Source organism: Flavobacterium sp. ARAG 55.4 (genome assembly GCF_051846875.1).
Taxonomy (GTDB): domain Bacteria; phylum Bacteroidota; class Bacteroidia; order Flavobacteriales; family Flavobacteriaceae; genus Flavobacterium; species Flavobacterium plantiphilum.
Genome location: NZ_JBPYCT010000011.1, coordinates 133888 through 158766 on the forward strand (window position 1 = coordinate 133888; position 24879 = coordinate 158766).

The window sequence follows — 24879 nt, forward strand, 5'->3', positions numbered from 1 at the left end:
TTTTTATACAATGAAAAAAATATTTTATTTGATATTAGCAATAACAACAGTATCATGCTCTGATACAACTACAGAGGATGTATCAAGAGTAACTAACTATCCTGTAATAACACTCAATGGTGATAGTCTTATGATACTTGATCAAGGAGATACTTATACTGAAGAAGGAGGAACGGCTCTAGAAGGTGAAACTGAAATAGATTTAACTCTTAAGGGCACTGTCAACACCGCAGTTCCTGATGTTTACAAGATAGTATATTCGGCTATCAATGTAGATGGTTTTCCTGCTACTAAAACAAGAACTGTAGTAGTATTAAGCACCACACCAAGTGGAATAAATCTAGCAGGTGCATTTGCACGAGGTTCAAATATCAATAATATTACCCGCCTTGCTGATCGCAAATACATGTGTGATAACGCAGCAGGCTACACAACAGGAGATGAAAACAATTTAAAAATGATCTTTTACAACATTGACGACACTAAAGTATATGCACCATATCAGGAAAATGCTTCCGATACAGATATATCAGCCGAAAGTAATGTTGGAACAATTGAAGATGAAGATAATTTTAATTGGGTTATTTACGCTTCTTCATTTTACGGAACGGCAACAAGAATATTTACTAGATTATAAAAAATAACATTATGAAAGTCCTAAATATAAAAACATTTCTACTAATACTAGCAACTTCTGTGTCCTTCATTTCTTGTGATGAAGGAGGTAATCCCGAAGCTGGCGGAACATCAGTTGCGAAAATGTCTGGAGATTGGTATGTACAAACATTAATTGATGGAGAGGTAGTGGTCGACTATTCCCTTATTTCTACTTACAATACATCAGCAAATGATGGTAAAGCTATGTGGATTGATGACCACGGCAACATTTGGTCGTTTAAATGCAAGTCCCCCGTAAACATTAGCTCATTATCATTTTCAGGAAATAATTTAGCAAGCAGCATTATTGATGACGATGATTCAACACCGGACGTCATTGAAACTTATGATATAAATGTAAATATCACTGAAGGTAAAATCACCAAAAATGGTACTACCTCTACTGGAGGACACACTGTAGATAAAATCTACTTTAAAGCAGAATTCTCAGATGATGAAAATCCTGGAACTATTTATGAAATAGTAGGATATAAAAGAACTGGTTTTCTTGAAGACGAACATTAAAATTATAAGATTTTTATTTCCAAACCACCAGCAAACGCTGGTGGTTTTTTTTATACAAACTTTTACTTACCTTTGCGCCATGGAAAAAGAACATCAAATATTCGGGATTAGAGCTATTATTGAAGCAATTCAGGCAGGTACAACAATAGATAAAGTGTACATTCAAAAAGAAGCCTCAGGCGAATTGATGAAAGACCTGATGAAGGTAATGAAACGAGCGAATATCAATTTCTCTTATGTTCCTGTTGAAAAATTAAACAAACTCACTCCTAACAATCATCAGGGTGCAGTAGCTAGCATCTCTCCTATTTCATTTTTTGATTTAGAAACATTGATTGAAACTGTTGTTGAAAATGGTAAAAAACCATTATTCCTAATCTTAGATCAAATTTCAGATGCCCGTAATTTTGGTGCAATTATCAGAACTGCCGAATGCACCGGAGTAAACGGAATCATCATTCAAAAATCAGGGTCTGCTCCTGTAAATGGCGACACTGTAAAGACTTCAGCCGGCGCAGTTTTCAACATTCCTATTTGTAAAGTAGAACACATTAAAGATGCTATTTTTCTTTTGCAGGGAAGCGGAATCAAAACTGTTGCAGCGACTGAAAAGACAGAAGACACTATCTATAATGTAAATCTAAACGAAGCTGTCGCAATTATTATGGGTTCTGAAGACCGAGGAGTAAATCCTTCAGTATTAAAAATTGTGGATGAGAAAGCAAAACTTCCTATGTTTGGAACAATTGGTTCTTTGAACGTTTCAGTTGCCTGTGGTGCTTTCTTGTACGAAGCAGTAAGACAAAGAAGCTAGGCAATTTTAAAAAAGCAGAGTTTAGATTTCAGATTTCAGAAAATATCAAAACGAATTAGGACTCAGGCTCTGATTCGTTTTTTTTATTTTCAACAAGATTGTAATTAATATCATAATTAGAAGAATAATATGCTTGTATTTCCTCTTCGGGCTCTACGATAGGAGGATTTACAAAATTACCGTTTTCATCAAAACGTTGCATGAATTTATCTTTTGCAGGATCATAGTCAGGCATTTCCCAATCGTATTTGGGTACTTTTTTAAATTCAGGCGTTTGATATAACACTGCCAAAACAAAGCCCGTTATCAATCCTGCCAAATGCCCTTCCCAGGAAATCCTATCATCCACTTTTGGGAAAACATACCATATCATACCCCCATACATCATAATAACCGATAAAGACAAAGCTACTAATCGATAATATTTAGTGAATATTCCTTTAAAAAAAATAAAAGCAAACAATACATATATAAAGCCGCTAGCGCCAATATGATAACTTTCTCTTCCAATCAGCCAGGTTAAAATCCCAGAAAATAAAATACCATAACCTACTACCCGCATCGATTGTTTAGAATAAAAAAATTGTATAGCGGTCAGCAAAACTAAAAGTGGAATAGAATTATTATACAGATGCTCCAAATCCGAATGAATAAACGGACTGAAAATTACGCCCTGTAATCCTGAAAAAGTGCGGGGATAGATTCCATTTTCCATAAAGTCAAAATCGAAACGAATTTCGAGCCAATACACAAACCACAGGAACAACACAAAAAAAAGTGGCAGTCCTATAACTGCGTTTGTAAATTTAAAATTCTTATCCATTTTGTTTTCTTTAAAACAATTCAATCAATTTTGTAACCAAATAGAATATTATGCTATTTTGTCATAAAGTTAATTCGGTATTTCGAATAATTATTGATTAGGTAGTTATAATGTTCTAAATTTGGTTTTTAAATCAGATAATAGCTGAATTACGATTAAAAATGGAAGCACCACTGGCAGAACGCATACGCCCACAAAAATTAGACGAATACATCAGCCAATTGCATTTGGTCGGACCCAATGGATCTTTGACACAACAAATAGCAAAAGGAATTATTCCGTCATTAATTTTTTGGGGACCACCGGGAACAGGAAAAACCACTTTGGCTCAAATTATTGCGCAGGAATCACAACGTCCTTTTTTTATATTGAGTGCTATCAATTCAGGAGTAAAGGATATTCGGGATGTAATTGAAAAAGCCAAACAAAGTGGCGGACTTTTTACTGCCAAAAACCCTATCTTGTTTATTGATGAGATTCATCGTTTTAGCAAATCGCAACAGGATTCCTTATTAGCTGCAGTAGAAAAAGGCTGGATTACCTTAATTGGAGCTACCACCGAAAATCCAAGCTTCGAGGTCATTCCCGCACTATTATCCCGTTGCCAGGTGTATGTCTTGAATGCCTTTACAAAAGCCGATTTAGAATCGCTTTTGGAGCGTGCTATGCAAACGGATACTTATCTGAAAACTAAAAAAATTCAATTAAAAGAAACGGAAGCTTTATTACGCCTTTCAGGTGGAGATGGACGCAAATTATTGAATATTTTTGAATTGGTTGTTAATGCTTCAGCCGGAGACGAAATTATCATTACCAATGAACGTGTATTGGAATTAGTACAACAAAACACCGTTTTATATGACAAAAGTGGTGAGCAGCATTATGACATTATTTCGGCTTTTATAAAATCCATTCGCGGAAGTGATCCTAATGGTGCCGTTTATTGGCTGGCAAGAATGATTGAAGGTGGAGAAGACGTAAAATTTATTGCCCGCCGATTGCTTATTTCGGCAAGTGAAGATATTGGGAATGCCAATCCTACCGCTTTAATTATGGCCAATAATACCTTTCAGGCCGTAACCACCATTGGTTATCCCGAAAGCCGGATTTTATTAAGCCAATGCGCTATTTATCTGGCGACGTCGCCAAAAAGCAATGCTTCATATGTGGCTATTAATACGGCACAGCAAATTGTAAAACAAACCGGTGATTTATCGGTTCCAATTCATTTGCGAAATGCCCCCACAAAATTAATGAAAGAATTAGGATATGGAGAGGAATATAAATACTCGCATGAATTCGCTAATAATTTTGCTGAACAGGAATATTTACCCACAGAAATAGAAAACACCCCCATTTATGTTCCCGGAGAAAATGCCAGAGAAAAAACTACTCGCGAGTTTCTTAAAAACCGATGGAAAGACAAATACGGATATTAAAAAAAACGGCTTTCAAATAATTTGAAAGCCGTTTTTTATTAGAATTTAACGTTTATTTTTTCGGAAATCAATTGATCATTTTTAAAATATTCAAAAAACCATTGATTATCTTTCTTAACCAAAACACCTTGCTGACTTCCCTTTTGAGCCAAAAATGAATTAGCATCCGAAGTTTTATAAAGTTTAATCACAACACTTGGTTTACTATTAATTAACTGATAGTTTCCTCCTGCAAGTGGCTGAGCAAAAAGCAATTCGTCCGGATCAAGAGCTACTGACGGAGCTGCTGTTTCAAGCTTCTCTGCTTTTTCGGGCTTTTGCAATTTTTCAGGTTTTTCAGGTTTTTCTTCCACCACAACATTTGTTCCGCCATTATACTGGTATTCTAATTCATAAATTGAATTAAAAGCTTTATTCAGTGCATCATTATAAGCTACCTGAAAGTCCTTTTCTCTACTTAAACCAATTTCGGATTGATAAACTATTTTACCATAACAATCTTTAAAAGTAACATACAATTTGGTTACTAAAAAACCGCCTTCCTTAACAATATCATAGTTCAAAACTGAGCATCTGTTTATATTATCGGGAACCACTTCATTAGAATAATAGACATCAAAACCTACTTTATTCAAATTAAATTTAGATAAAGTCGCCATTCTGTATTGATTCTCGGATTTTAAAAACTCATATTTTAATGGAACAACAACTGTTTTATAGTCATTTAAAGATTGTGAAAATCCAACACCGGATAATAATAACAAAAGGAATAGAAAAATATTTTTCATAATTATAAATAGTTTTTAAGTTCTAATAAATGATTAATTTGTTTAACCGCATGCGTTACATTCTGTCTGCTTTCGTTAAAATAAATAGCATCAATTCCGGCATCTAATGCTCCTAAAACATCTGCTTCTATAGAATCCCCAATCATTATACTGCTTTCCTTTCTGGCTTTTGCCAAATCCAGAGCATACTCAAAAATAATAGGATTTGGTTTCTTTACCCCTGCCATTTCCGAATTAGTAATGGTAGCAAAATAAGTATTAAGTTTGGCATTATTTATTTTTTTAACCTGAACATTCGCAAATCCATTGGTTATTACATGCAGTTTATATTTTTGACTCAAATAATTTAATATCTCTAAAGTACCATCAAAAAGATGATTATTTTCAGTAAGCAATTCGATGTATTCTTCTGAAATAAGTGCAATAGCATCATCTGTAATTTCATATCCTATAGCATCAAAAGACAGCTTTAGTCTGTCATACCGCAATTGCTGATGCGTAATTTTATCATACTGATACAATTTCCAGCAGGCTTGATTGATAGGAATATAATGAGTGATAAAGGTATCAATAAGAACGGTGGGATGATTTCGGGCAAAGATATTTTCAAAGGTAATTTTGGAATTTTTATCAAAATCCCAAAGTGTATGATCTAAGTCAAAAAAAACATCTTTTATATTCTCAATTCTCATTTTTGCTTTTAAAATATTCCTTCATCTACAAAACTATAATATTTTGTTTCAGTCACAATCAAATGATCCAAAACTTTAACATCTAAGCTGTCTCCGGCAAGTTTTAATTTTTTGGTAATTTGCTTATCGGCATCACTGGGTAATAAAGCTCCTGATGGATGATTATGACATAATATTAATGCGGTTGCGCCTTTTTCAAGTGCCATTTTAAAAACCAGACGAACATCGACCAGCGTTCCTGTAATACCACCAATACTGAGCTGTGCTTTCGAAATTACTTTATTGGAATTATTTAAATATAAAATCCAAAATTCCTCATGTGGTAATTCGCCAATAATGGGTTGCATAATGTCAAAAACTGTCTTACTTGATGTAATCTTAGTTAATTCAATCACCTCCTCTCCTCTTCTTCGCCGTCCTAATTCCATCGCAGCGATTATAGAAATTGCTTTAGCTTCACCAATCCCTTTAAATTTGATTAACTGTGTCATTGTCAATTTACCTAAGGCATTCAAATTAGCATCCACACTGCCTAAGATTCTTTTGCTTAAATCAACTGCTGACTCGTTTCTGCTTCCTGACCCTATCAGAATAGCAATTAATTCAGCATCACTTAAAGCACTTTTGCCTTTGAGCATTAATTTCTCTCTGGGCTTATCATCTTCAGACCAATTGGTAATCGGGAAGGAATTATTTTCCATAGCAAAAGATTCATTTACAACAAATTGTACCTTGTAAATATAACGTTTAATCTTTAAACCGAAAACAATTTTTCTTACAATAAAAACTACGCTATCAACCCTTTCACCTCATCAAAATTCAATCCGCCATAATTACCTGAACTCATTAACAACAAGGCTGTATTATCGAGATTTAAATTAAAAAGATATTCTTTAAATTCTTTTGGATTGGTATAAATAATCAAATCTTTGCGATTAAAGGCATGAGCAATCTGCTCATAGCTTACTTCTTCCAATTGTTTGATTTTTACAGCATCCGGAGAATAGAAAACTACGGCAACATCTGCATGATCCAATGCTCCTTCATATTCTTTTAAAAATTCGGCATTCAAACTACTGTAAGTATGCAATTCTAAACACGCTATCACTTTTCTGTCTGGATATTGTTCTTTAACGGCTTTAGTCGTTGCTGCCACTTTACTTGGAGAATGTGCAAAATCTTTATAAGCTACTTTAGCTTTACTTTCTGCTATTTTTTCTAAACGCTTAGAGGCTCCTTTAAAACTGGCGATAGCTTCATAGAAATCGGCTTCATCTACACCCATATTTTGACAAATCCATTTGGCTCCAGCCAGATTATTCAAATTGTGCGCTCCAAAAACCTCGATGGGCATATCGCCTTCTGGAGTTTCCAGCAAAGTTGTTCCGTCTTCTACTTTATAATTTGGTGTAGAATACGGTAATTTTCTAATAGGATTGGTTGCTGCTTCTGCTACGCGGCATACTTCAGCATCATTTTCATTGTACACCAGAATTCCACCATTGGTAATTTTTTCAATAAAAATTTCAAATTGCTGCACATAATTTTCATAGGTTGGAAACACATTGATATGATCCCAGGCTATACCTGAAATCAGAGCAATATTGGGCTGATACAAATGAAATTTTGGTCGTCGGTCAATCGGTGAAGATAAATATTCATCTCCTTCCAGAACCATGAAATCATTTTCTTCAGTAAGATGCACCATAGTGTCAAAACCTTCCAATTGGGCACCAACCATGTAATCTACTTCAATATTATGATAATGCATAACATGTAAAATCATAGAAGTAATAGTGGTTTTCCCATGAGAACCTCCAATAACAACACGGGTTTTATTTTTAGACTGCTCGTATAAAAACTCCGGATAAGAATAAATTTTCAATCCTAATTCCTGTGCTTTCAGTAATTCTGGATTATCTGCTTTAGCATGCATTCCTAGAATCACTGCCTCAATATCTCCAGTTATTTTTTCGGGAAACCAGCCTAATTCAGCTGGCAGTATTCCTTTTTTCTCTAAACGGGATTTTGACGGTTCAAAGATAGCATCATCACTTCCTGTGACCTGATATCCTTTGTTGTGTAGTGCTAAAGCCAGATTGTGCATAGCACTTCCGCCAATAGCTATAAAATGAGTTTTCATATATTTTTTTTGGGAATTGAATTGCTGTTTTTTAAAGTTTCTAAAATTGCTGAAGCTTTTTCCTGTTGATTCATCTTATTCTTGTATAAATTAGCCAGTTTTAAATAAGCCTTTTTAGAATTCCCAACATTAATCGCTTTTTTATATTGTTGTTCGGCATTTTTATACCGGTTAAAATATTCCTCAATATGTCCTCTGGATAAATAACCATCTACCGGAGAAAGCTGCATTAATTCATTAGAGTACTTCAGTGCTTTACTTTCGCTACCACCGGCAATACCAGGAAGCTTGAGATACAACTCAATTAAGGCCCACCTTGCTTCTATATGTTTTGGATCGAGTTGAATTGCTTTTTCAAAAGAGCTTTTAATCTCATCAATCATCCCAAAAGCTCTAAATTTATTTACTTCTAATGCTTTCATTCCTAAAACCCCTCCGTATTTAAAATAAAAATCAGCTTCTGAAGGTTTAATTTTTTTTAATTTTCCATAATACATTAATGCTGCATCCCAGTTTTTAAGATGTCCTGCGATATCGCCCAGTTTTTCTAAAACATTTATATTAGAAGGTTCTGTTTTTACTATTTTTTCAAAAATTTCCTGAGATTCCTGCCACTTCCCTGCCTGAAAAAACTGTTGCGCTTTCTCAAAATCTGATTGAGAAAAAACCAATAAAGGCAGAAATAAAAAGACAATTAAAAGCTGTTTCATTTTTCAAAAATAAGGAAATTAAAAAGGATTATAAAAACTTTATCTCATATAAAAAACATAAATAATAACAGAATAGCAATCTTAAAACAACCTTATAATAACATCCGGAGAATACTTTCGTAAAAGAAAAAAAAATGTTAATTATTACATTTTAAGTCGTAAATATGAAAATATTCTATGCCATTCAGGCAACAGGAAACGGACACATCAGCAGAGCCACGCAATTGTATCCTTACCTGCAAAAATTTGGTGAAGTCGATTTCCTTTTAAGCGGATGCAATGCCACTTTAGACATTCAATTACCTGTAAAATACAAGAGTAACGGTTGTAGTTTGCATTACAGCAAATGCGGCGGATTGAACTACTGGGAAATTGCAAAAAACATCAGACCCAGACAAATTTACAAAGATGCCGATGCATTGCCGTTAAAAAATTATGATGTTATCATCAATGATTTTGATTCTATTACTGCGCTAGCCTGTAAAATGCAAAAAGTACATTCGGTGCAATTAGGGCATCAGGCCAGTTTTATTTCTGCCAATACTCCACGACCTGAGAGAAAAAGTATTATGGGCGAAATGATTCTCAAACACTATGCGCCATCTCCTAAAAACATAGGATTACATTTTGAAAAATACGATTCTTTTATTCTTCCACCCATCATCAAAGACGAAATTGTCCAGGCCGAACCAACAAACCTGAAACATATAACGGTTTACCTCCCTTCTTTTGATAAAGATTGTCTTGAGAAAGCCTTTAATAAAGTAAGTGACATTCATTTTCACTGGTTTCTACAGGGAGTTGAATTCAAACACACCATTGGAAATATTACGTATTTCCCTGTAAATCAGCAAAAATTTAATGACAGCTTAATTTCCTGCGAAGGAATCATCACAGGAGGTGGTTTTGAAACTCCGGCCGAAGCCTTGCATCTGGGTAAAAAGGTTCTTTCTATACCTATCATGAATCATTATGAACAGGAATGTAATGCTGCTGCACTCAAAAAAATGGGCGTCCCTGTAGTTTATGAAGTCGGCAAAAATTTCGAACAAATTATCGAAAACTGGCTCAATCAAGACCTCATTTATCCAAAAATGAAAGCCAATAACATTCCGGAGACATTACAATACTTGTTTGATACGTATAAAGAATGAAAATATAATGAGAATTTCTTAAAACAAAAAAACCACTAAGAAATTCAATCTCTTAGTGGTTTTTATATTTCAAAAATGTTTCTTAGTCGTTCAACATTTTCCAAAGTTTGTCTTTCAATTCTGTTAATCCCTGCTGTGCAACAGAAGAGATAAACATATAAGGAACATCTTTAAAAGCTTCGTCGAGTTCTACTTTGAGTTCCGCTTTCAATTCGTCATCCAGCATATCACATTTTGTAATAATCAAAAGACGTTCTTTATCTAGCATCTCAGGATTGTATTTGGTCAATTCATTCACCAGAATATCATATTCCGCTTTGATGTCTGGCGTATCTACGGGTACCATAAACAACAAAGTTGAATTTCGCTCAATATGACGCAAGAAATAATGACCTAAGCCTTTTCCCTCGGCTGCACCTTCAATAATTCCGGGAATATCTGCAATTACAAAAGATTGAAAATCTCTGTAAGCAACAATTCCCAGATTTGGTTTTAAAGTGGTAAACGGATAATCTGCTATTTTTGGTTTAGCCGAAGTCAACACAGACAACAAAGTAGATTTTCCTGCATTTGGAAAACCAACTAAACCTACATCTGCCAAGACTTTTAATTCTAAAATCACATCCATTTCTACTCCTAGCAATCCTGGTTGCGCATAACGAGGCGTTTGATTGGTAGAACTTCTGAAATGCCAGTTTCCTAAACCTCCTTTTCCACCCTGACAAAGTATTTTTTTCTCTCCATGTTCAGTAATTTCAAAGAGAACTTCCTGAGTTTCCTTATCTCTCACAACAGTTCCCAGAGGCACTTCGATATATTTATCTTCACCGTCAGCTCCTGTGCTTCTGTCTCCACCACCGTCTCCACCGTGACCTGCTTTAATATGACGGGCAAATTTTAAATGAAACAAAGTCCAAAGTCCCTTGTTACCCACTAAATAAACATGTCCGCCGCGACCACCATCTCCACCATCAGGACCGCCTTTTTCAATAAATTTTTCTCTATGTAAATGCGTAGAACCTTTCCCTCCTTTTCCGGAAGAAACAAATATTTTTACGTAGTCTACAAAATTTCCCTCTGTCATTTTTTTTAATATTTCAGCAATCAATTATCAGTTTTTCACAATCAGTCTTTTTACCGAATACGAAATCTGAAACCTGAATACTATTATTTTAAGGCTTTCACCATTACTTTATCAATCTTCACACCATCCATATCAATTACTTCCAATTCAAATTTATGCCAATGTAATTTTTCCCCCTGTTTCGGAATATGTGAAAGTTCAGTCATCATAAGTCCGCTCACAGTAGTGACATCATAGTCGCTCAGCAATTCATCTAATTCAAAATAAGTGAGAAAATCATGTAGCGAATAATGACCGTCAACTAACCATGTTCCGTCTTCTCTTTCTATCAACTGAAAATCTTCTTTATAAAAATCAGAAGCGTTTCCTACTAATGCTTCCAGGATATCATTTAACGTAATCATTCCCTGAAAAACCCCGTATTCATCGGCTACAATAGCATAATGCACCCCCGTTTTCTTAAAGCCTTCCAATGCATTATAAGCCGTAGTATGTTCCATTAAATAAGGTGCTTCAGTTATAATTGCTTCTAAATTGAAATTTTCTTTCTCAATAGTAGCAAATATATTTTTAAGACTTACCACCCCTACGATATTATCAAAATCGTCCTTATACACAGGATAAAAAGAATGCAGCTCCTGAAGCATAAATTCCTTTACCTGATCTTTATTTGCCAGTAAAGGCAACATCACTACCGATTTTCTGTGCGTCATCAGCGAATTTATTTTACGGTCTCCAATATGAAAAACCCGCTCCACAATATCCTGTTCTATTTCCTGAACTTCGCCTACTTCGGTTCCTTCTTTAATAATGGCTTTAATTTCTTCTTCAGTTACTTTTCCATCAGCAGAAGGTTTAATTTGAAGCACTTTTAATAAAAATTCTGTCGAATGTGTTAACAGCCAGATAAACGGTGCTGTAACAATAGAAACTATTTTCATAGGCATAGCCACCGACTTAGCAATGGTTTCCGGATAATTCAGCCCAATTCTTTTAGGCAATAATTCTCCTAAAACTAAAGAAAAGAAAGTCAAAATTACCACTACAATCCCCACAGCTACAGAATGTGCCTGAGATTTCAAAAAATCAAAACCTGACACAAAAATTTCAACATCTGTTGTAATTTTATCGCCACTAAAAATACCGGTAAGAATCCCGATTAATGTAATCCCGATTTGAACAGTTGACAGAAACTTATTAGGTGAATTAGCTAAATCTAATGCAGCCTGAGCCCTTGAATTTCCTTTTTTAGCCGAATTTTCAAGTCTTGATTTTCTTGCTGAAATCAATGCAATTTCAGACATTGAAAAAAGCCCGTTCAATAAGATTAAAAAAAGAATGATTAATAGTTCCATTATTTTGTTTTCGTTTTAAAAATTTAAAGTTTAAAGCTGCTAAAAAAACCTTTAGTAACTTTAAACTTTAAAAAACAAACAATTTTAATTATAAATTGTCAATTACATTACTCAAACGCTCCGTAATTTCTGCAATAGAACCGATACCATTTACGGCATGAAATTTTCCCTGCTCTTTATAAAAACCAATTAAAGGCGCTGTTTTTTCATTGTATTCCTGGTATCTGTTTCTAATTTTTTCTTCATCCTGATCATCAGCTCTTCCGGAAGTTTTTCCTCTTTCTAACAATCTTGCTACAAGAATTTCATCATCTGCTTCCAATGCAATAGTAGCGGTAATTTTTTCATTTTTTGTTGCTAAAAAAGCATCTAAAGCATCTGCCTGTGCAATTGTTCTTGGAAAACCATCAAATAAAAATCCTGCAGATTGCGGATTGTTTTCTACCTCACTTTGCAGCATTTTAATGGTAACTTCATCCGGAACCAATTCGCCATTGTTGATATAAGTTTGTGCCAGTTTGCCTAATGCTGTTTCGTTTTTGATATTAAATCTAAAAATATCTCCTGTTGAAAGATGTGTCAGATTGTATTTCCCTTTTAAAAACTCTGCCTGAGTTCCTTTTCCAGCTCCTGGCTTGCCAAATAAAACAATGTTAGTCATAAAATTTAATTTAAAAATTTAAAAATTTAAGGGTTTAAGAAACTTCTAATCTTTCTCCTTAAACTTTCATATGTATTCCTTTTTTTAATCTTTTAATTCTTGAATCTTTCAATCTTTCAATTGATATACTTCCGGTAAATTTCGTCCTAAACCGTCATAGTCTAAACCAAAACCTACTATAAATTTATTTGGAATCTGAATTCCGATATAATCAATTTTGACCTCTTTCTTATACGCTTCGGGTTTTAAAAAAAGAGTCGCTATCTTAAAATGTTTTGGATTTTGTTTCTTAAATAACGCTTTCAGTTCTACTATGGTATTGCCTGTATCAATAATATCTTCAATTACAATTACAGTTCGTCCTGTTAAATCCTGATTCAGTCCTATTAATTCCTTAACTTCATTAGTAGAATTCATCCCTTCATAAGAAGCCATTTTCACAAAACTCACTTCACATGGTTTTTTATATTTTTTTACAAAATCAGAAACCACCATAAAAGATCCATTCAATACCCCTACAAAAACCGGAATTTCATCAGCAAAATCAGCTTCTATCTGATTCACCATTTGCCGTAGGGAAAAATCAATTTCTTCGGCAGAAATAAACGGAACAAATTGTTTATCGTGAAGTTGAATCATTATTTTTTATTTTAAAATAATGCGCAAAGATACAGAATTCCAACTAAACCTGAGTATCAAAATAAACGCAGTGTAATTTTCATAAAAAATGTTAAATAAGACTTATTTTTCGACATATATTTTTTTCAAAAAATTAAATTTAAGTAAATTGTAGCTACCTAAATTTTAATACAGAATAAAATGAAAACAATAATCCAGATACTCTCAACAGTTTCAATACTACTTTTAACCGCCTGCAACGGTAAGGTAAAAGAAGAAACAAAAGAAAAATTAGCAGAAAAACCATCAGTTGTGGTCAAAACCGCAATAGGCGATTTGACACTTCCTCCACCTTATGCCACAGAATCAGTTACCAAAAACAGTAATGTTGTGGGATGGCCGGAAGGAAAAACTCCAATAGCTCCCGAAGGTTTTACAGTAACAAAATTTGCTGATAATTTAGAAAATCCACGTTGGACTTATATCGCACCAAACAATGACATTTTTGTTGTTGAAAGCGGCACAAAAGCAAGTAAAAATCAAATAACTGTTTTTCGTGACGGCAATAAAGATGGCACATTTGAAACCCGCAATGTTTTTATTTCCGGTCTTAACAAACCTTTTGGAATGCTTGTCTTAAACAACTTTTTCTACATTGCTAACACAGACGGATTATATCGCTATCCTTATAAAAATAACCCTTTAAAACTGGAAACAAAAGGCGAAAAAATTCTGGAACTCCCTGCCGGCGGATATAACAATCACTGGACCAGAAATTTACTAGCAAATACTGATGGAACTAAAATCTATATATCCGTGGGTTCAGCAAGTAATATAGGAGAGCACGGAATGGAGAAAGAAATCCGACGTGCTAATATTTTAGAAATAAATCCTGACGGAACGGGAGAAATAACTTATGCTTCGGGACTTAGAAATCCTGTAGGAATGGACTGGAATCCTGCAAACAATGAACTTTGGACAGCTGTTAATGAGCGTGATGAACTGGGTGACGATTTGGTTCCGGATTACATTACCAGTGTCAAAAAAGAGGGCTTTTACGGATGGCCTTATTCTTATTACGGAAACAATTTGGACCCGAGACTGGAAGGTGCTCATAAAGATTTGGCCGCAAAGGCAATTGTCCCTGATATTCCTGTCGGTTCTCACACCGCTTCTTTAGGACTGGCATTTTATGATAAAGATAAATTTCCTGCGAAATACAAAAACGGTGCTTTTGTAGGACAACATGGCTCCTGGAACCGTGCTAAAATAAGTGGTTATAAAGTAGTTTTTGTTCCTTTTAAAGACGGAAAACCTTCCGGAAAACCCGAAGATTTCCTGACCGGATTTATTGATGATAAAGAGAAAGCAAAAGTCTATGGGCGCCCTGTTGCTGTAACCGTTATGAATGACGGATCCCTTTTAGTAAATGATGACAGCGGAAATACGGTTTGGAAAGTTACTGCTGATAAATAGCAGTATGAGGTATAACGATTTATTTTGACTTAAAAATGATTACTGAACTTCAGTCCAAGCTGGAACACCTAAAAGCGTACCTTAAAGACCGGCTTCTAATAGCTGAATACATTTTAGAAAACAAAAATGATTTGGATGAATTAATTTCGATTTGCCTTTCTACTGAAGATAAAAACAATCATAAAGCCTGCTGGGTTTTAGAATTTGTTTCCTATAAAAAGTTAAACTGGCTTCAACCTTATCTTGATTTTTTATGCAAAAATCTTAAAGATTTAACAGATGAAAGCGCAATGAGACCCATTGCTAAAATTATTCAGCTATTAGTATTTTCCCATTTCAAAAAAACAAAAAACAACATTTTTCTTTCCGAAGAAAACCTGCAGGATATTATTGAGACTTCTTTTGACTGGCTTATAAATGACACAAAAGTGGCCACGAAAGCTTATTCAATAAGAACTTTATATGTTTTGGGAAATCAGTATGACTGGATTCATCCCGAACTTCAGATCATCCTGAGCAAAGATTATGCAAACCATTCTGCTGCTTACAAAGCAGTGGCACGGGAAGTTTTGAAGAAAATAAAATAGCATTTTCCAATTCAATCATTTAAAAGTATCTTTGCGCCAATAAACTTTCAACACAATGAATTATTTTTCTTCTGATTTTAAATTAGGAATTCTGGGAGGCGGACAATTAGGAAAAATGCTGTTATTCGACACCAGAAAATTTGACATACAAACTTACGTTTTAGATCCAAGTGACGAAGCACCTTCCCGTATGGCGTGCAATCAGTTTTTTAAAGGAGATTTAATGGATTTTGAAACGGTTTATAATTTTGGAAAAAAGGTTGATGTACTTACTTTCGAAATTGAATTGGTCAATCTTGAAGCCTTAGAAAAACTGGAAAGCGAAGGTCTAAAAGTCTATCCTTCTCCTAAAACATTAAGAAAAATTCAAAATAAAGGAACACAAAAAGATTTTTATACTCAAAACAATATTCCTACTGCACCTTACAAGCGTTTTCCTGATTTAAAAAGTCTGGTGGTAGCACTTTTAGATGCTAAAGTAAAAATGCCTTTTGTCTGGAAATGCACTGAATTTGGATACGACGGAAATGGCGTAAAAATCATTCGTGAAATGGCGGATCTGGATAATCTTGCCACTGTAGAATGTATTGCCGAAGAAATGATTCCGTTCAAGAACGAATTGGCAGTCATTGTTTGTCGCAATCCTTCGGGCGAAATCAAAACCTACCCAGTGGTCGAAATGGAATTTCATCCCGAAGCCAATCAGGTAGAATATGTTATTTGTCCAGCCCGAATAGACGAAAAAGTCGCCGAAAAAGCAAGAGCAATTGCCCTGAATGTGTCTAAAAATTTCAACCATGTGGGACTGTTAGCTGTAGAAATGTTTCAGACTCAGGACGATGAAGTTATTGTAAACGAAGTGGCTCCGCGTCCTCACAATTCAGGTCACTATTCTATTGAAGCCAGTTATACTTCGCAGTTTGAAAACCATTTACGTGCTATTTTAGATTTACCTTTAGGAAAAACGGACAGTAAAGTGGCCGGAATTATGGTAAATTTAGTAGGCGAAGAAGGTTTCTCCGGAAATGTTGTTTATCAGAATATCGAAAAAATATTAGGATGGAATGGCGTAACACCACACATTTACGGTAAAAAAGAAACACGCCCGTTTAGAAAAATGGGACACGTAACTATTGTAAATGAAAACATGGCTGAAGCAAGAAAAATTGCCGAGGATGTAAAGAATACCATTAGAGTAATTTCAAAATAATTAAAAAATTTAAAGATTGAAAAATTTAAAGATTGTGATATAATAATTTTTAAATCTTTCAATCATTTAATCTTTAAATAAAATATAATGAGCAAAGTAGCCGTAATCATGGGAAGTATCTCTGACATGCCAGTCATGCAGGATGCGATTAACATATTAAAAGAATTTGGAATCGAAACAGAAGTTGATATTGTTTCAGCTCACAGAACTCCGGAAAAATTATTCGATTTCAGCAATAATGCACATACACGTGGCATTTCGGTGATTATTGCAGGTGCCGGTGGCGCTGCACATTTACCAGGAATGGTTGCTTCTATGTCGCCACTTCCTGTAATTGGTGTTCCTGTAAAATCAAGTAATTCTATTGACGGCTGGGATTCTGTTTTATCAATTTTGCAAATGCCGGGCGGAGTTCCTGTAGCTACAGTTGCTTTAAACGGAGCTAAAAATGCTGGAATTCTTGCCGCACAAATCATCGGAAGTTCGAATACTGACGTATTAGACAAAATTGTTGCTTACAAATTAGGTTTGAAAGAAGCCGTTATTAAAGCTTCGGAAAGTTTAAAATAATTTTTTGCCAAAATAATTTTTAAAACCATTAAGACTTAATACATTTAACTCTTAATGGTTTTCTTTATTAATACAATATAATATTTTCAATAATTATGAATAACAAAATAATGAGTGTCCTTACCCAACATTTCGACACCAAACACAACACCGCTCCTTTTTCGCAAATCAATATCGAAGATTATTTCCCTGCTTTTCAGGAAGCCATTGCTTTGGCAAAGGCCGAAATTGATACCATTGTAAAAAATCCGGAAGCACCAACTTTTGAAAACACCATTGAAGCTATGGACTATTCAGGTGCTATTCTGGATCGGCTGTCCAGTATCTTTTTTAATCTGAATTCGGCTGAAACCAATGACGAAATGCAAAAAATCGCACAGGAAGTTTCGCCTATGTTATCTGAATTCGGAAATGACATTACCTTAAACGCTGATTTGTTTGCACGTGTAAAAGCCGTTTACGAGCAAAAAGACACACTGAACTTAAGCACTGAACAAGCAACACTTTTAGATAAAAAATATAAAAGTTTTTCCCGCAACGGAGCCAATCTTCCTGAAGATAAAAAAGACCAATTACGAGAAATTGACAAACAATTATCGAAGTTGAGTTTGCAATTTGGCGAAAATGTTTTGGCTGAAACCAATGCTTTCGAATTGCATTTAACGGATGAAAATGATTTGGCGGGATTACCAGAAGGAACTATTGAAGCCGCTCGCTCATTGGCGAAAGCCCAGGAAAAAGAAGGTTGGATTTTCACCTTAGACCATCCAAGTTATCTTCCGTTTATGACTTATGCTGACAACAGAGAATTGCGTAAAAAAATGGCAATTGCTTTTGGTGCCAGAAGTTTTCAAGACAATGAATTCAACAATGAAGAAATTGTTTTGAAGATTGTAAAACTGCGTCAGCAAAGAGCTAATTTATTAGGTTATGCAACGCACGCTAATTTTGTTTTGGAAGAACGTATGGCCGAAAGTCCTGAAAAAGTAATGGCTTTTGAAAATGATTTATTGGCAAAAGCCAAACCAGCAGCACTAAAAGAATTCGAACAATTAACTGCTTTCGCAAAAGAATTAGACGGCATTGAGCAACTTGAAAAATGGGATGGTGCTTATTATTCAGAAAAATTAAAACAGCAATTATTTAATTTAGACGACGAAAAACTAAAACCATATTTCCAATTAGAAAAGGTTTTAAACGGAGCGTTTACCATTGCTGGAAAATTATACGGATTGACTTTTACCGAAGTATTTGATATTGACAAATACCACGAAGAAGTAATGACTTATGAAGTTACAGACGAAAACAACAACTTAATTTCCATCTTCTACGCCGATTTCTTCCCAAGAAAAGGAAAACGCAATGGTGCCTGGATGACTTCTTTTAAATCGCAATATGTAAAAGACGGCGTTAATGAAAGACCACATATTTCGAACGTTTGCAACTTTACAAAACCTACCGAAACCAAACCATCTTTATTAACTTTTAACGAAGTAACGACTTTGTTTCATGAATTTGGTCACGGATTACACGGTATGTTAGCTAACACGATTTACCCAAGTTTATCCGGAACTTCGGTCTTCTGGGACTTTGTAGAATTACCATCTCAAGTAATGGAAAACTGGTGCTACGAACCGGAAGCTCTGGCTTTATTCGCAACACATTACCAAACCGGAGAAGTAATTCCGCAGGAATATGTAGAAAAAATCAAAGAAAGTGCTAGTTTTCAAGAAGGGATGGCAACTTTACGCCAATTGAGTTTTGGTTTGTTAGATATGGCTTGGCACGGACAGGATCCAACAAATATTACTAATTTAAAAGATTTTGAAACCGAGCAATTTAAAAATACCCAATTGTATCCTGACGTTGTTGAAAATGCTATGAGTACAGCGTTCTCTCATATATTCCAGGGTGGCTATTCTTCCGGATATTACAGTTACAAATGGGCCGAAGTTTTAGATGCTGATGCTTTTGAATATTTCAAAGAAAATGGCATTTTCAACAAAGAGGTCGCTACCAAATTCAAAGACAATGTATTGTCTAAAGGTGGCACTGAACATCCAATGACTTTGTACAAACGTTTTAGAGGTCAGGAACCAAAACCAGATGCTTTGTTAAAAAGAGCAGGATTGATTTAGATTTCAGATATAAGATTTCAAATACAAACCGAAGTAGTGATGCTTCGGTTTTTTTTATTTCAAAAACTCCCTGAAATTATCGGCAGTCACGATAGTAAAACTACCTTTATAATTATCTGAAAAAGGTTTGGGTAGTTTGGCTTTTTTTACTTTCCATTTAATTTCAAAAGCATTTACTTCGTCAGCAACAACTTCTATATAATCTACTTCTTGCTGTTGGGTGGTTCGCCAAAAATACGGTTTGGCATTTCTGTTTTCATAACTCAACAATTTCATTCTTTCGGAAATTAAAAAATTTTCCCAAAGTGCTCCTTTGTCCTGACGGAATTCTAAAAAATTAAAATTCCCAATCAACATATTTCGAACACCATTGTCATAAAAATAGATTTTTTTATTGGCTTTAATTTCATTTCGATGATTGCGACTAAAGCTGTTTAATCTAAAAATCACAAAACTTTTTTCAAGCAAATCAATATAATTACTGACCGTATTTTTATCTACACCTACCAGTTGGGCAATTTCATTATAACTCACCTCACTTCCAATTTGAAAAGCCAAAGCCTGCAAAATTTTCTCTAAAACTTCTGATTTTCGAATCCCGGCTAAACTCAAAATATCTTTATACAAATAACTCGATACGAGATTTTTCAGAATTTCATATTCGTTCCCTAAATTATTAATCACATCAGGATACATTCCGTATAACAAGCGTAATTCCAATTGCTGTTGGGCTTTCATGTAACCCATATTTTTCTCGAATTCGTTCCAGGAAATTGGATACAAATGATATTCAAATTTTCGACCTGTAAGTGGTTCCTGAGTAACATGATTAATATCAAAAGCCGAAGAACCACTCACGATAACCTGAACATCTTTAATTTGATCTACGATGATTTTTAATTTCAAACCAATATTAGGAATGCGCTGTACTTCATCTATAAAAACATATTTATTATCACCAATAATATTCTTAAGCGTTTCAGTATTAGCATTCGATAAGGTTTCAACCACAACAGAGTCATCTCCATCAAGAAACAAAAAAGGAATCCCCTTCAACAAATTTTTAACGAGAGTTGTTTTCCCCACCTGACGTGGACCAACAAGCACAATTACCTTTCCTTTATTGAGTCTTTCGGTTATGTTTGATAGTAGAAATCGATTTATCATCTCCGTATAATTTTCAACAAAGATACATAAAAAACACTATATTCACCAATTTAAAGTGTTTTTCAGTGAACATATTCACCAATTTAATGTTGTTTTTGGTGATTATAATCACCAATATTAGCATTTTTAAAACAAAACCACCATCAACCACCACAAAATCGGCACACTTTCAACCCAAAAAGAAGAATAATACTTAGATCGTTTTTCATTGGAAAAAACTAAAAACAACGACAATATCACTACTAAAGCCAAGTTCACCCACAGTTGTTTTTCGATAAAATTATTTTTAAAAAGCTCTAAAAAATAAAAAGGAATCAGTAACAACAAACCTAACAATTTAGTTCGCTTTACTCCTATTTGCTGCGGAACGGTTTTAAGATGCGGATCGTCATTGGCCAAATCAATGATTTCGAAAACTAATATCAAATCAAAAACCAATATAAAACGCTGGATGCATTTGATGAAGAAATCCAAACCTAAATTCTGATGTGCATTGACCAATGGCAACATCAAAGTGACTCCTACCCAGCACAGCGAAACAATATAAATTTTTACACCAGCCCAGTTACGGGCATTTTTTCGATTAGGAAAAAAAGGCAGCGTGTACAAAAGAGTCATAATCAAAACACCTACAGCAACAGCTTGAGTCACCAACTGCAATTGGAAGAAATAAAAGCCAACCGCCAAAAACGAAAAAAAGCTCAAACCGGCAATTAGTTTCAACTCATTGCGCATCATTCTTTTTTTGGCTCTGGCCAAAGCATCGTATTTCACGAAGTTATACCCCACAATAGTTCCAAAAAAAGCAAATAAAGCTATGGGTTCATCATACGGAATAGCAAACATAAATTGGGTCATTCGTACCAAAGCATAAACCGACAAAGCCACATGAATACTGGATTTGAGGTAAAAATCAAAAAGGGCCTGAATACGAATCATCTAACAAAAATAAACATTTAGTCAGAATATTTACAAAATCCTTTTATTCAAATAAAATGAATCCTAAAAAACAATGATTTAAAACGGAATTATGTTTATTTTTGCGCCACGAAAAAACAAACTTTTTTATAGCTACAGGAAAGGAGCATAAACTTAAATTTGTTATCCTACAAATTCTGATTTATGTGAAATAAAATTCAACGTCTCCAAAATGTAATTATTAAATAAGGAGTTAATTCCATTTTCCGATTTAAAACAGATATTTATCTACAAATGAAAACAGACGCTTTTGCTCTAAGACACATAGGCCCGGAGGAATCCGACCTACAACAGATGTTAAAAACAATTGGAGTTGATTCCATAGAACAACTCATCTATGAGACACTTCCAGATGACATTCGTCTAAAAGCACCTCTAAATTTAGATCCTGAAATGACCGAATATGAGTATTTAAAACATATTACTCTTTTAGGAAATAAAAATAAAATGTTCAAAACCTACATTGGTTTAGGGTACAACCAGGCTATTGTTCCGGCTGTTATTCAACGAAATGTTTTTGAAAACCCGGGTTGGTACACAGCTTACACGCCTTATCAGGCAGAAATTGCCCAAGGTCGTCTGGAAGCTATTTTGAATTTCCAAACCATGGTTATTGAATTAACCGGAATGGAAATCGCTAATGCATCTCTTCTTGACGAAGGAACTGCTGCCGCTGAAGCCATGGCTTTATTATTTGACGTAAGAACCAGAGAACAAAAGAAAGCCAATGTTTGTAAATTCTTCGTTTCTGAAGAAATTTTACCCCAAACATTATCTGTTTTACAAACGCGTTCTACTCCAATAGGCGTAGAATTAGTAGTTGGAAATCACGAAGATTTTGACTTTTCTGAAGAATTCTACGGAGCTATTTTACAATACCCGGGTAAATTTGGACAAGTAAATGATTATACTGATTTTATTGCAAAAGCTGCCGAAAACAATATCAAAGTAGCCGTTGCTGCTGATATTTTAAGTTTAGCTAAATTAACGCCTCCGGGAGAAATGGGTGCTGCGGTGGTTCTTGGAACTACGCAACGTTTCGGAATTCCGTTGGGTTATGGTGGTCCTCATGCGGCTTACTTTGCTACTAAAGACGAATACAAACGTTCGATGCCAGGCAGAATTATCGGAGTTACCGTAGACACTAATGGTAACCGTGCTTTGCGTATGGCATTACAAACACGTGAACAACACATCAAACGTGATAAAGCAACCTCAAACATTTGTACAGCTCAGGTTTTATTATCGGTAATGGCGAGTATGTATGCGGTTTATCACGGACCAAGAGGTTTAAGATATATTGCTAACAAAGTACATGCTTCGGCAGTGACTTTGACAAATACTTTAGCCAAATTAGGTTTCGAACAAACCAATACTGCTTTCTTTGACACCATTGTAATCAAAGCAGATGCTAAAAAAGTAAGAGAAATTGCGGAAGCTAACGAAGTGAATTTCTTTTATCCAAATGAAAATTCAGTTTCTATTTCATTGAATGAAACAATAGGTTTTGCTGATTTGAATAAAGTAGTTTCTATTTTTGCTGCTGCAAAAGGATTAGCTACCATCAGAATTGATGAATTATCAAATACAAATCATTTTCCTGAAAGTCTGGTAAGAACTTCAACATTCTTACAACACGAAGTATTCAACAAATACCATTCTGAAACCGCTTTGATGCGTTACATCAAAATGTTAGAGCGCAAAGATTTAGCCTTAAATCACTCGATGATTTCCTTAGGTTCTTGTACGATGAAATTGAATGCTGCAGCCGAAATGTTGCCATTAAGTGCTCCAAGCTGGAACAGTATTCACCCATTTGCGCCTTTAGATCAAGCACAAGGATACCAGGAGATGCTTACTAAACTGGAAGAATACTTAAACGAAATTACCGGTTTTGCGGCTACTACTTTACAACCTAACTCTGGTGCTCAGGGAGAATATGCCGGTTTAATGGTTATCCAGGCTTATCATGAATCTCGTGGTGACCACCACAGAAACATTGCTTTAATTCCTTCATCAGCTCATGGAACCAATCCTGCTTCTGCGGCAATGGCAGGAATGAAAGTGGTCGTTACAAAAACCCTTGAAAACGGAAACATTGACGTTGAAGATTTACGTGAAAAAGCCATTTTACACAAAGACAATTTATCTTGCGTTATGATTACGTATCCATCCACTCACGGAGTTTACGAAAGTGCTATTAAAGAAATTACTCAAATCATTCACGATAACGGCGGACAGGTTTATATGGATGGTGCGAACATGAATGCACAAGTAGGATTGACGAATCCAGCAACTATTGGCGCTGACGTTTGTCACCTGAACTTACACAAAACATTCGCTATCCCTCACGGTGGTGGTGGACCAGGTGTAGGACCAATTTGTGTGGCACCTCAATTAGCTCCGTTCTTACCAACTAATCCAGTAGTAGCCACCGGAGGAGAAAATGCCATTACAGCTATTTCTGCAGCACCATGGGGTTCCGCTTTAGTTTGTTTGATTTCTTACGGATATATTAGAATGTTAGGTGCTGAAGGTTTAAAATCGGCTACAGAACACGCTATCCTGAATGCAAATTATATCAAAGAAAAATTAAGCGGTCATTACGACACTTTATATTCCGGAGAAATGGGTCGTGCAGCACACGAAATGATTTTAGAATGCCGTCCGTTCAAACAAAAAGGAATTGAAGTAACTGATATTGCTAAACGTTTGATGGATTATGGTTTCCACGCTCCTACTGTTTCTTTCCCGGTTGCCGGAACTTTAATGATTGAACCAACAGAGAGTGAAAACTTAGAAGAATTAGATCGTTTTTGCGGAGCGATGATATCAATCAGAAAAGAAATTGAAGCTGCTACGATTGAAGATAAAAACAATGTGTTGAAAAATGCACCGCATACTTTAGCCATGCTCACTAATGAGATTTGGGATTTCCCATACAGCCGTGAGGAAGCTGCATTCCCATTAGAATATATCGCTGAAAACAAATTCTGGCCTAGTGTTCGCAGAGCCGATGATGCTTTTGGAGACAGAAACTTAGTTTGTTCTTGTGCTCCTATTGAAGCGTATATGGAAAGCTAGTTCGAAAAATCATAATTAAAAAGGTGCCTCGTTTATTTCGGGGCATTTTTATAACTCACAGAAAATTATACAACTAAATATTTTTTATTCAAACAACTTTCTTAAATCAGAAATTAAAAGCAGCTGATTTTGAAAATTCTTTAAAAAATATCAGTAATTTTGCCAAATGTATAGCATTTACTATTTTCTCTTTGTTTTGAAAATAT

At 34.9% G+C, this 24879-nt stretch carries 23 protein-coding genes; 11 read left to right on the forward strand and 12 right to left on the reverse strand.

All coding sequences use genetic code 11. The features are described 5' to 3' along the window. Positions 1–10: 10 nt before the first annotated feature. From ACSV4D_RS13190 to rlmB, 3 genes are all read left to right on the forward strand, one after another. Entirely contained in the window at positions 11–637 is a 627-nt protein-coding gene (locus ACSV4D_RS13190) for an immunoglobulin-like domain-containing protein (protein WP_439228620.1), read from the forward strand. Between the two features lie 59 nt (positions 638–696). Continuing rightward, positions 697–1182, forward strand: coding sequence for a lipid-binding protein (locus tag ACSV4D_RS13195; protein ID WP_439228621.1), 486 nt, complete (start codon positions 697–699; stop codon positions 1180–1182). Positions 1183–1261: 79 nt separating this feature from the next. Beyond that, entirely contained in the window at positions 1262–1996 is a 735-nt protein-coding gene (gene rlmB / locus ACSV4D_RS13200) for a 23S rRNA (guanosine(2251)-2'-O)-methyltransferase RlmB (RefSeq protein ID WP_439228622.1), read from the forward strand. Positions 1997–2051: 55 nt separating this feature from the next. Here rlmB and ACSV4D_RS13205 read toward each other — a convergent pair whose 3' ends face one another. Beyond that, a complete protein-coding gene (locus ACSV4D_RS13205) occupies positions 2052–2819 on the reverse strand; it encodes a rhomboid family intramembrane serine protease (protein ID WP_439228623.1) in 768 nt (255 codons plus the stop codon). A 161-nt stretch (positions 2820–2980) separates the two neighbouring features. Between ACSV4D_RS13205 and ACSV4D_RS13210 the strand changes: the two genes are divergently transcribed. Then, positions 2981–4258, forward strand: a complete 1278-nt coding sequence (locus tag ACSV4D_RS13210; protein ID WP_439228624.1) for a replication-associated recombination protein A — start codon at positions 2981–2983, stop codon at positions 4256–4258. Positions 4259–4296: 38 nt separating this feature from the next. On the opposite strand, the gene ACSV4D_RS13215 is transcribed toward ACSV4D_RS13210, so the two are convergent. The 5 genes from ACSV4D_RS13215 to ACSV4D_RS13235 form a co-directional block, all read right to left on the reverse strand. Then, positions 4297–5046 carry a hypothetical protein gene (locus ACSV4D_RS13215; RefSeq protein WP_439228625.1) on the reverse strand — a complete coding sequence of 250 codons (750 nt, stop codon included), beginning with the start codon at positions 5044–5046 and terminating at the stop codon, positions 4297–4299. A 2-nt stretch (positions 5047–5048) separates the two neighbouring features. Continuing rightward, positions 5049–5738: a YjjG family noncanonical pyrimidine nucleotidase gene (locus ACSV4D_RS13220; protein ID WP_439228626.1), complete on the reverse strand. Its 690-nt coding sequence runs from the start codon at positions 5736–5738 to the stop codon at positions 5049–5051. Positions 5739–5746: 8 nt separating this feature from the next. Beyond that, positions 5747–6439: a RadC family protein gene (radC, locus tag ACSV4D_RS13225; protein ID WP_439228627.1), complete on the reverse strand. Its 693-nt coding sequence runs from the start codon at positions 6437–6439 to the stop codon at positions 5747–5749. Between the two features lie 86 nt (positions 6440–6525). Continuing rightward, the gene (locus ACSV4D_RS13230) at positions 6526–7881 is read right to left on the reverse strand and encodes a UDP-N-acetylmuramate--L-alanine ligase (protein WP_439228628.1); all 1356 of its coding nucleotides are present in this window, start codon (positions 7879–7881) and stop codon (positions 6526–6528) included. Then, the gene (locus ACSV4D_RS13235) at positions 7878–8591 is read right to left on the reverse strand and encodes a tetratricopeptide repeat protein (RefSeq protein WP_439228629.1); all 714 of its coding nucleotides are present in this window, start codon (positions 8589–8591) and stop codon (positions 7878–7880) included. Before ACSV4D_RS13235 ends, ACSV4D_RS13230 begins: the two co-directional genes overlap by 4 nt. 164 nt (positions 8592–8755) lie before the next feature. Here ACSV4D_RS13235 and ACSV4D_RS13240 point away from each other — a divergent pair, with 164 nt between their 5' ends. Next, the gene (locus tag ACSV4D_RS13240; RefSeq protein ID WP_439228630.1) at positions 8756–9745 is read left to right on the forward strand and encodes a glycosyltransferase family protein; all 990 of its coding nucleotides are present in this window, start codon (positions 8756–8758) and stop codon (positions 9743–9745) included. Between the two features lie 82 nt (positions 9746–9827). Here the strand turns inward: ACSV4D_RS13240 and obgE are convergent, their stop codons facing one another. The 4 genes from obgE to hpt form a co-directional block, all read right to left on the reverse strand. After that, on the reverse strand, positions 9828–10829 hold the full coding sequence (obgE, locus tag ACSV4D_RS13245; RefSeq protein WP_439228631.1) for a GTPase ObgE: 1002 nt from the start codon (positions 10827–10829) through the stop codon (positions 9828–9830). Positions 10830–10912: 83 nt separating this feature from the next. Continuing rightward, on the reverse strand, positions 10913–12184 hold the full coding sequence (locus tag ACSV4D_RS13250; protein WP_408082335.1) for a hemolysin family protein: 1272 nt from the start codon (positions 12182–12184) through the stop codon (positions 10913–10915). Positions 12185–12272: 88 nt separating this feature from the next. After that, positions 12273–12845, reverse strand: coding sequence for an adenylate kinase (locus tag ACSV4D_RS13255; RefSeq protein WP_439228632.1), 573 nt, complete (start codon positions 12843–12845; stop codon positions 12273–12275). 108 nt (positions 12846–12953) lie between these two features. Next, entirely contained in the window at positions 12954–13484 is a 531-nt protein-coding gene (hpt, locus tag ACSV4D_RS13260; protein ID WP_439228633.1) for a hypoxanthine phosphoribosyltransferase, read from the reverse strand. 180 nt (positions 13485–13664) lie between these two features. Here hpt and ACSV4D_RS13265 point away from each other — a divergent pair, with 180 nt between their 5' ends. From ACSV4D_RS13265 to ACSV4D_RS13285, 5 genes are all read left to right on the forward strand, one after another. Further along, entirely contained in the window at positions 13665–14939 is a 1275-nt protein-coding gene (locus tag ACSV4D_RS13265) for a PQQ-dependent sugar dehydrogenase (RefSeq protein WP_439228634.1), read from the forward strand. Positions 14940–14974: 35 nt separating this feature from the next. Then, positions 14975–15526 (forward strand): hypothetical protein, encoded by a 552-nt coding sequence (locus ACSV4D_RS13270; protein ID WP_439228635.1) that lies wholly within the window; start codon positions 14975–14977, stop codon positions 15524–15526. 55 nt (positions 15527–15581) lie between these two features. Beyond that, on the forward strand, positions 15582–16736 hold the full coding sequence (locus tag ACSV4D_RS13275) for a 5-(carboxyamino)imidazole ribonucleotide synthase (protein WP_439228636.1): 1155 nt from the start codon (positions 15582–15584) through the stop codon (positions 16734–16736). An 87-nt stretch (positions 16737–16823) separates the two neighbouring features. Then, positions 16824–17306: a 5-(carboxyamino)imidazole ribonucleotide mutase gene (purE, locus tag ACSV4D_RS13280; RefSeq protein WP_439228637.1), complete on the forward strand. Its 483-nt coding sequence runs from the start codon at positions 16824–16826 to the stop codon at positions 17304–17306. Positions 17307–17416: 110 nt separating this feature from the next. Continuing rightward, entirely contained in the window at positions 17417–19444 is a 2028-nt protein-coding gene (locus ACSV4D_RS13285) for a M3 family metallopeptidase (protein WP_439228660.1), read from the forward strand. 54 nt (positions 19445–19498) lie between these two features. Here the strand turns inward: ACSV4D_RS13285 and ACSV4D_RS13290 are convergent, their stop codons facing one another. Both ACSV4D_RS13290 and ACSV4D_RS13295 read right to left on the reverse strand, forming a co-directional pair. Then, positions 19499–20611, reverse strand: coding sequence for an ATP-binding protein (locus tag ACSV4D_RS13290; RefSeq protein WP_439228638.1), 1113 nt, complete (start codon positions 20609–20611; stop codon positions 19499–19501). Positions 20612–20737: 126 nt separating this feature from the next. After that, positions 20738–21550: a hypothetical protein gene (locus tag ACSV4D_RS13295; protein WP_439228639.1), complete on the reverse strand. Its 813-nt coding sequence runs from the start codon at positions 21548–21550 to the stop codon at positions 20738–20740. Positions 21551–21823: 273 nt separating this feature from the next. Here ACSV4D_RS13295 and gcvP point away from each other — a divergent pair, with 273 nt between their 5' ends. After that, entirely contained in the window at positions 21824–24673 is a 2850-nt protein-coding gene (gcvP, locus tag ACSV4D_RS13300; protein WP_439228640.1) for an aminomethyl-transferring glycine dehydrogenase, read from the forward strand. Positions 24674–24879: the final 206 nt, after the last annotated feature.

What these genes read in the sequence shown, in the direction of transcription:
- ACSV4D_RS13205 (WP_439228623.1), bottom strand. Translation starts at nt 2,819, where the DNA reads ATGGATAAGAATTTTAAATTTACAAACGCAGTTATAGGACTGCCACTT.
- ACSV4D_RS13235 (WP_439228629.1), bottom strand. Translation starts at nt 8,591, where the DNA reads ATGAAACAGCTTTTAATTGTCTTTTTATTTCTGCCTTTATTGGTTTTT.
- ACSV4D_RS13210 (WP_439228624.1), top strand. Translation starts at nt 2,981, where the DNA reads ATGGAAGCACCACTGGCAGAACGCATACGCCCACAAAAATTAGACGAA.
- ACSV4D_RS13265 (WP_439228634.1), top strand. Translation starts at nt 13,665, where the DNA reads ATGAAAACAATAATCCAGATACTCTCAACAGTTTCAATACTACTTTTA.
- ACSV4D_RS13290 (WP_439228638.1), bottom strand. Translation starts at nt 20,611, where the DNA reads ATGATAAATCGATTTCTACTATCAAACATAACCGAAAGACTCAATAAA.
- obgE (WP_439228631.1), bottom strand. Translation starts at nt 10,829, where the DNA reads ATGACAGAGGGAAATTTTGTAGACTACGTAAAAATATTTGTTTCTTCC.
- ACSV4D_RS13230 (WP_439228628.1), bottom strand. Translation starts at nt 7,881, where the DNA reads ATGAAAACTCATTTTATAGCTATTGGCGGAAGTGCTATGCACAATCTG.
- rlmB (WP_439228622.1), top strand. Translation starts at nt 1,262, where the DNA reads ATGGAAAAAGAACATCAAATATTCGGGATTAGAGCTATTATTGAAGCA.
- ACSV4D_RS13190 (WP_439228620.1), top strand. Translation starts at nt 11, where the DNA reads ATGAAAAAAATATTTTATTTGATATTAGCAATAACAACAGTATCATGC.
- purE (WP_439228637.1), top strand. Translation starts at nt 16,824, where the DNA reads ATGAGCAAAGTAGCCGTAATCATGGGAAGTATCTCTGACATGCCAGTC.
- gcvP (WP_439228640.1), top strand. Translation starts at nt 21,824, where the DNA reads ATGAAAACAGACGCTTTTGCTCTAAGACACATAGGCCCGGAGGAATCC.
- hpt (WP_439228633.1), bottom strand. Translation starts at nt 13,484, where the DNA reads ATGATTCAACTTCACGATAAACAATTTGTTCCGTTTATTTCTGCCGAA.
- ACSV4D_RS13215 (WP_439228625.1), bottom strand. Translation starts at nt 5,046, where the DNA reads ATGAAAAATATTTTTCTATTCCTTTTGTTATTATTATCCGGTGTTGGA.
- ACSV4D_RS13295 (WP_439228639.1), bottom strand. Translation starts at nt 21,550, where the DNA reads ATGATTCGTATTCAGGCCCTTTTTGATTTTTACCTCAAATCCAGTATT.
- ACSV4D_RS13220 (WP_439228626.1), bottom strand. Translation starts at nt 5,738, where the DNA reads ATGAGAATTGAGAATATAAAAGATGTTTTTTTTGACTTAGATCATACA.
- ACSV4D_RS13270 (WP_439228635.1), top strand. Translation starts at nt 14,975, where the DNA reads ATGATTACTGAACTTCAGTCCAAGCTGGAACACCTAAAAGCGTACCTT.
- ACSV4D_RS13250 (WP_408082335.1), bottom strand. Translation starts at nt 12,184, where the DNA reads ATGGAACTATTAATCATTCTTTTTTTAATCTTATTGAACGGGCTTTTT.
- radC (WP_439228627.1), bottom strand. Translation starts at nt 6,439, where the DNA reads ATGGAAAATAATTCCTTCCCGATTACCAATTGGTCTGAAGATGATAAG.
- ACSV4D_RS13255 (WP_439228632.1), bottom strand. Translation starts at nt 12,845, where the DNA reads ATGACTAACATTGTTTTATTTGGCAAGCCAGGAGCTGGAAAAGGAACT.
- ACSV4D_RS13285 (WP_439228660.1), top strand. Translation starts at nt 17,417, where the DNA reads ATGAGTGTCCTTACCCAACATTTCGACACCAAACACAACACCGCTCCT.
- ACSV4D_RS13275 (WP_439228636.1), top strand. Translation starts at nt 15,582, where the DNA reads ATGAATTATTTTTCTTCTGATTTTAAATTAGGAATTCTGGGAGGCGGA.
- ACSV4D_RS13240 (WP_439228630.1), top strand. Translation starts at nt 8,756, where the DNA reads ATGAAAATATTCTATGCCATTCAGGCAACAGGAAACGGACACATCAGC.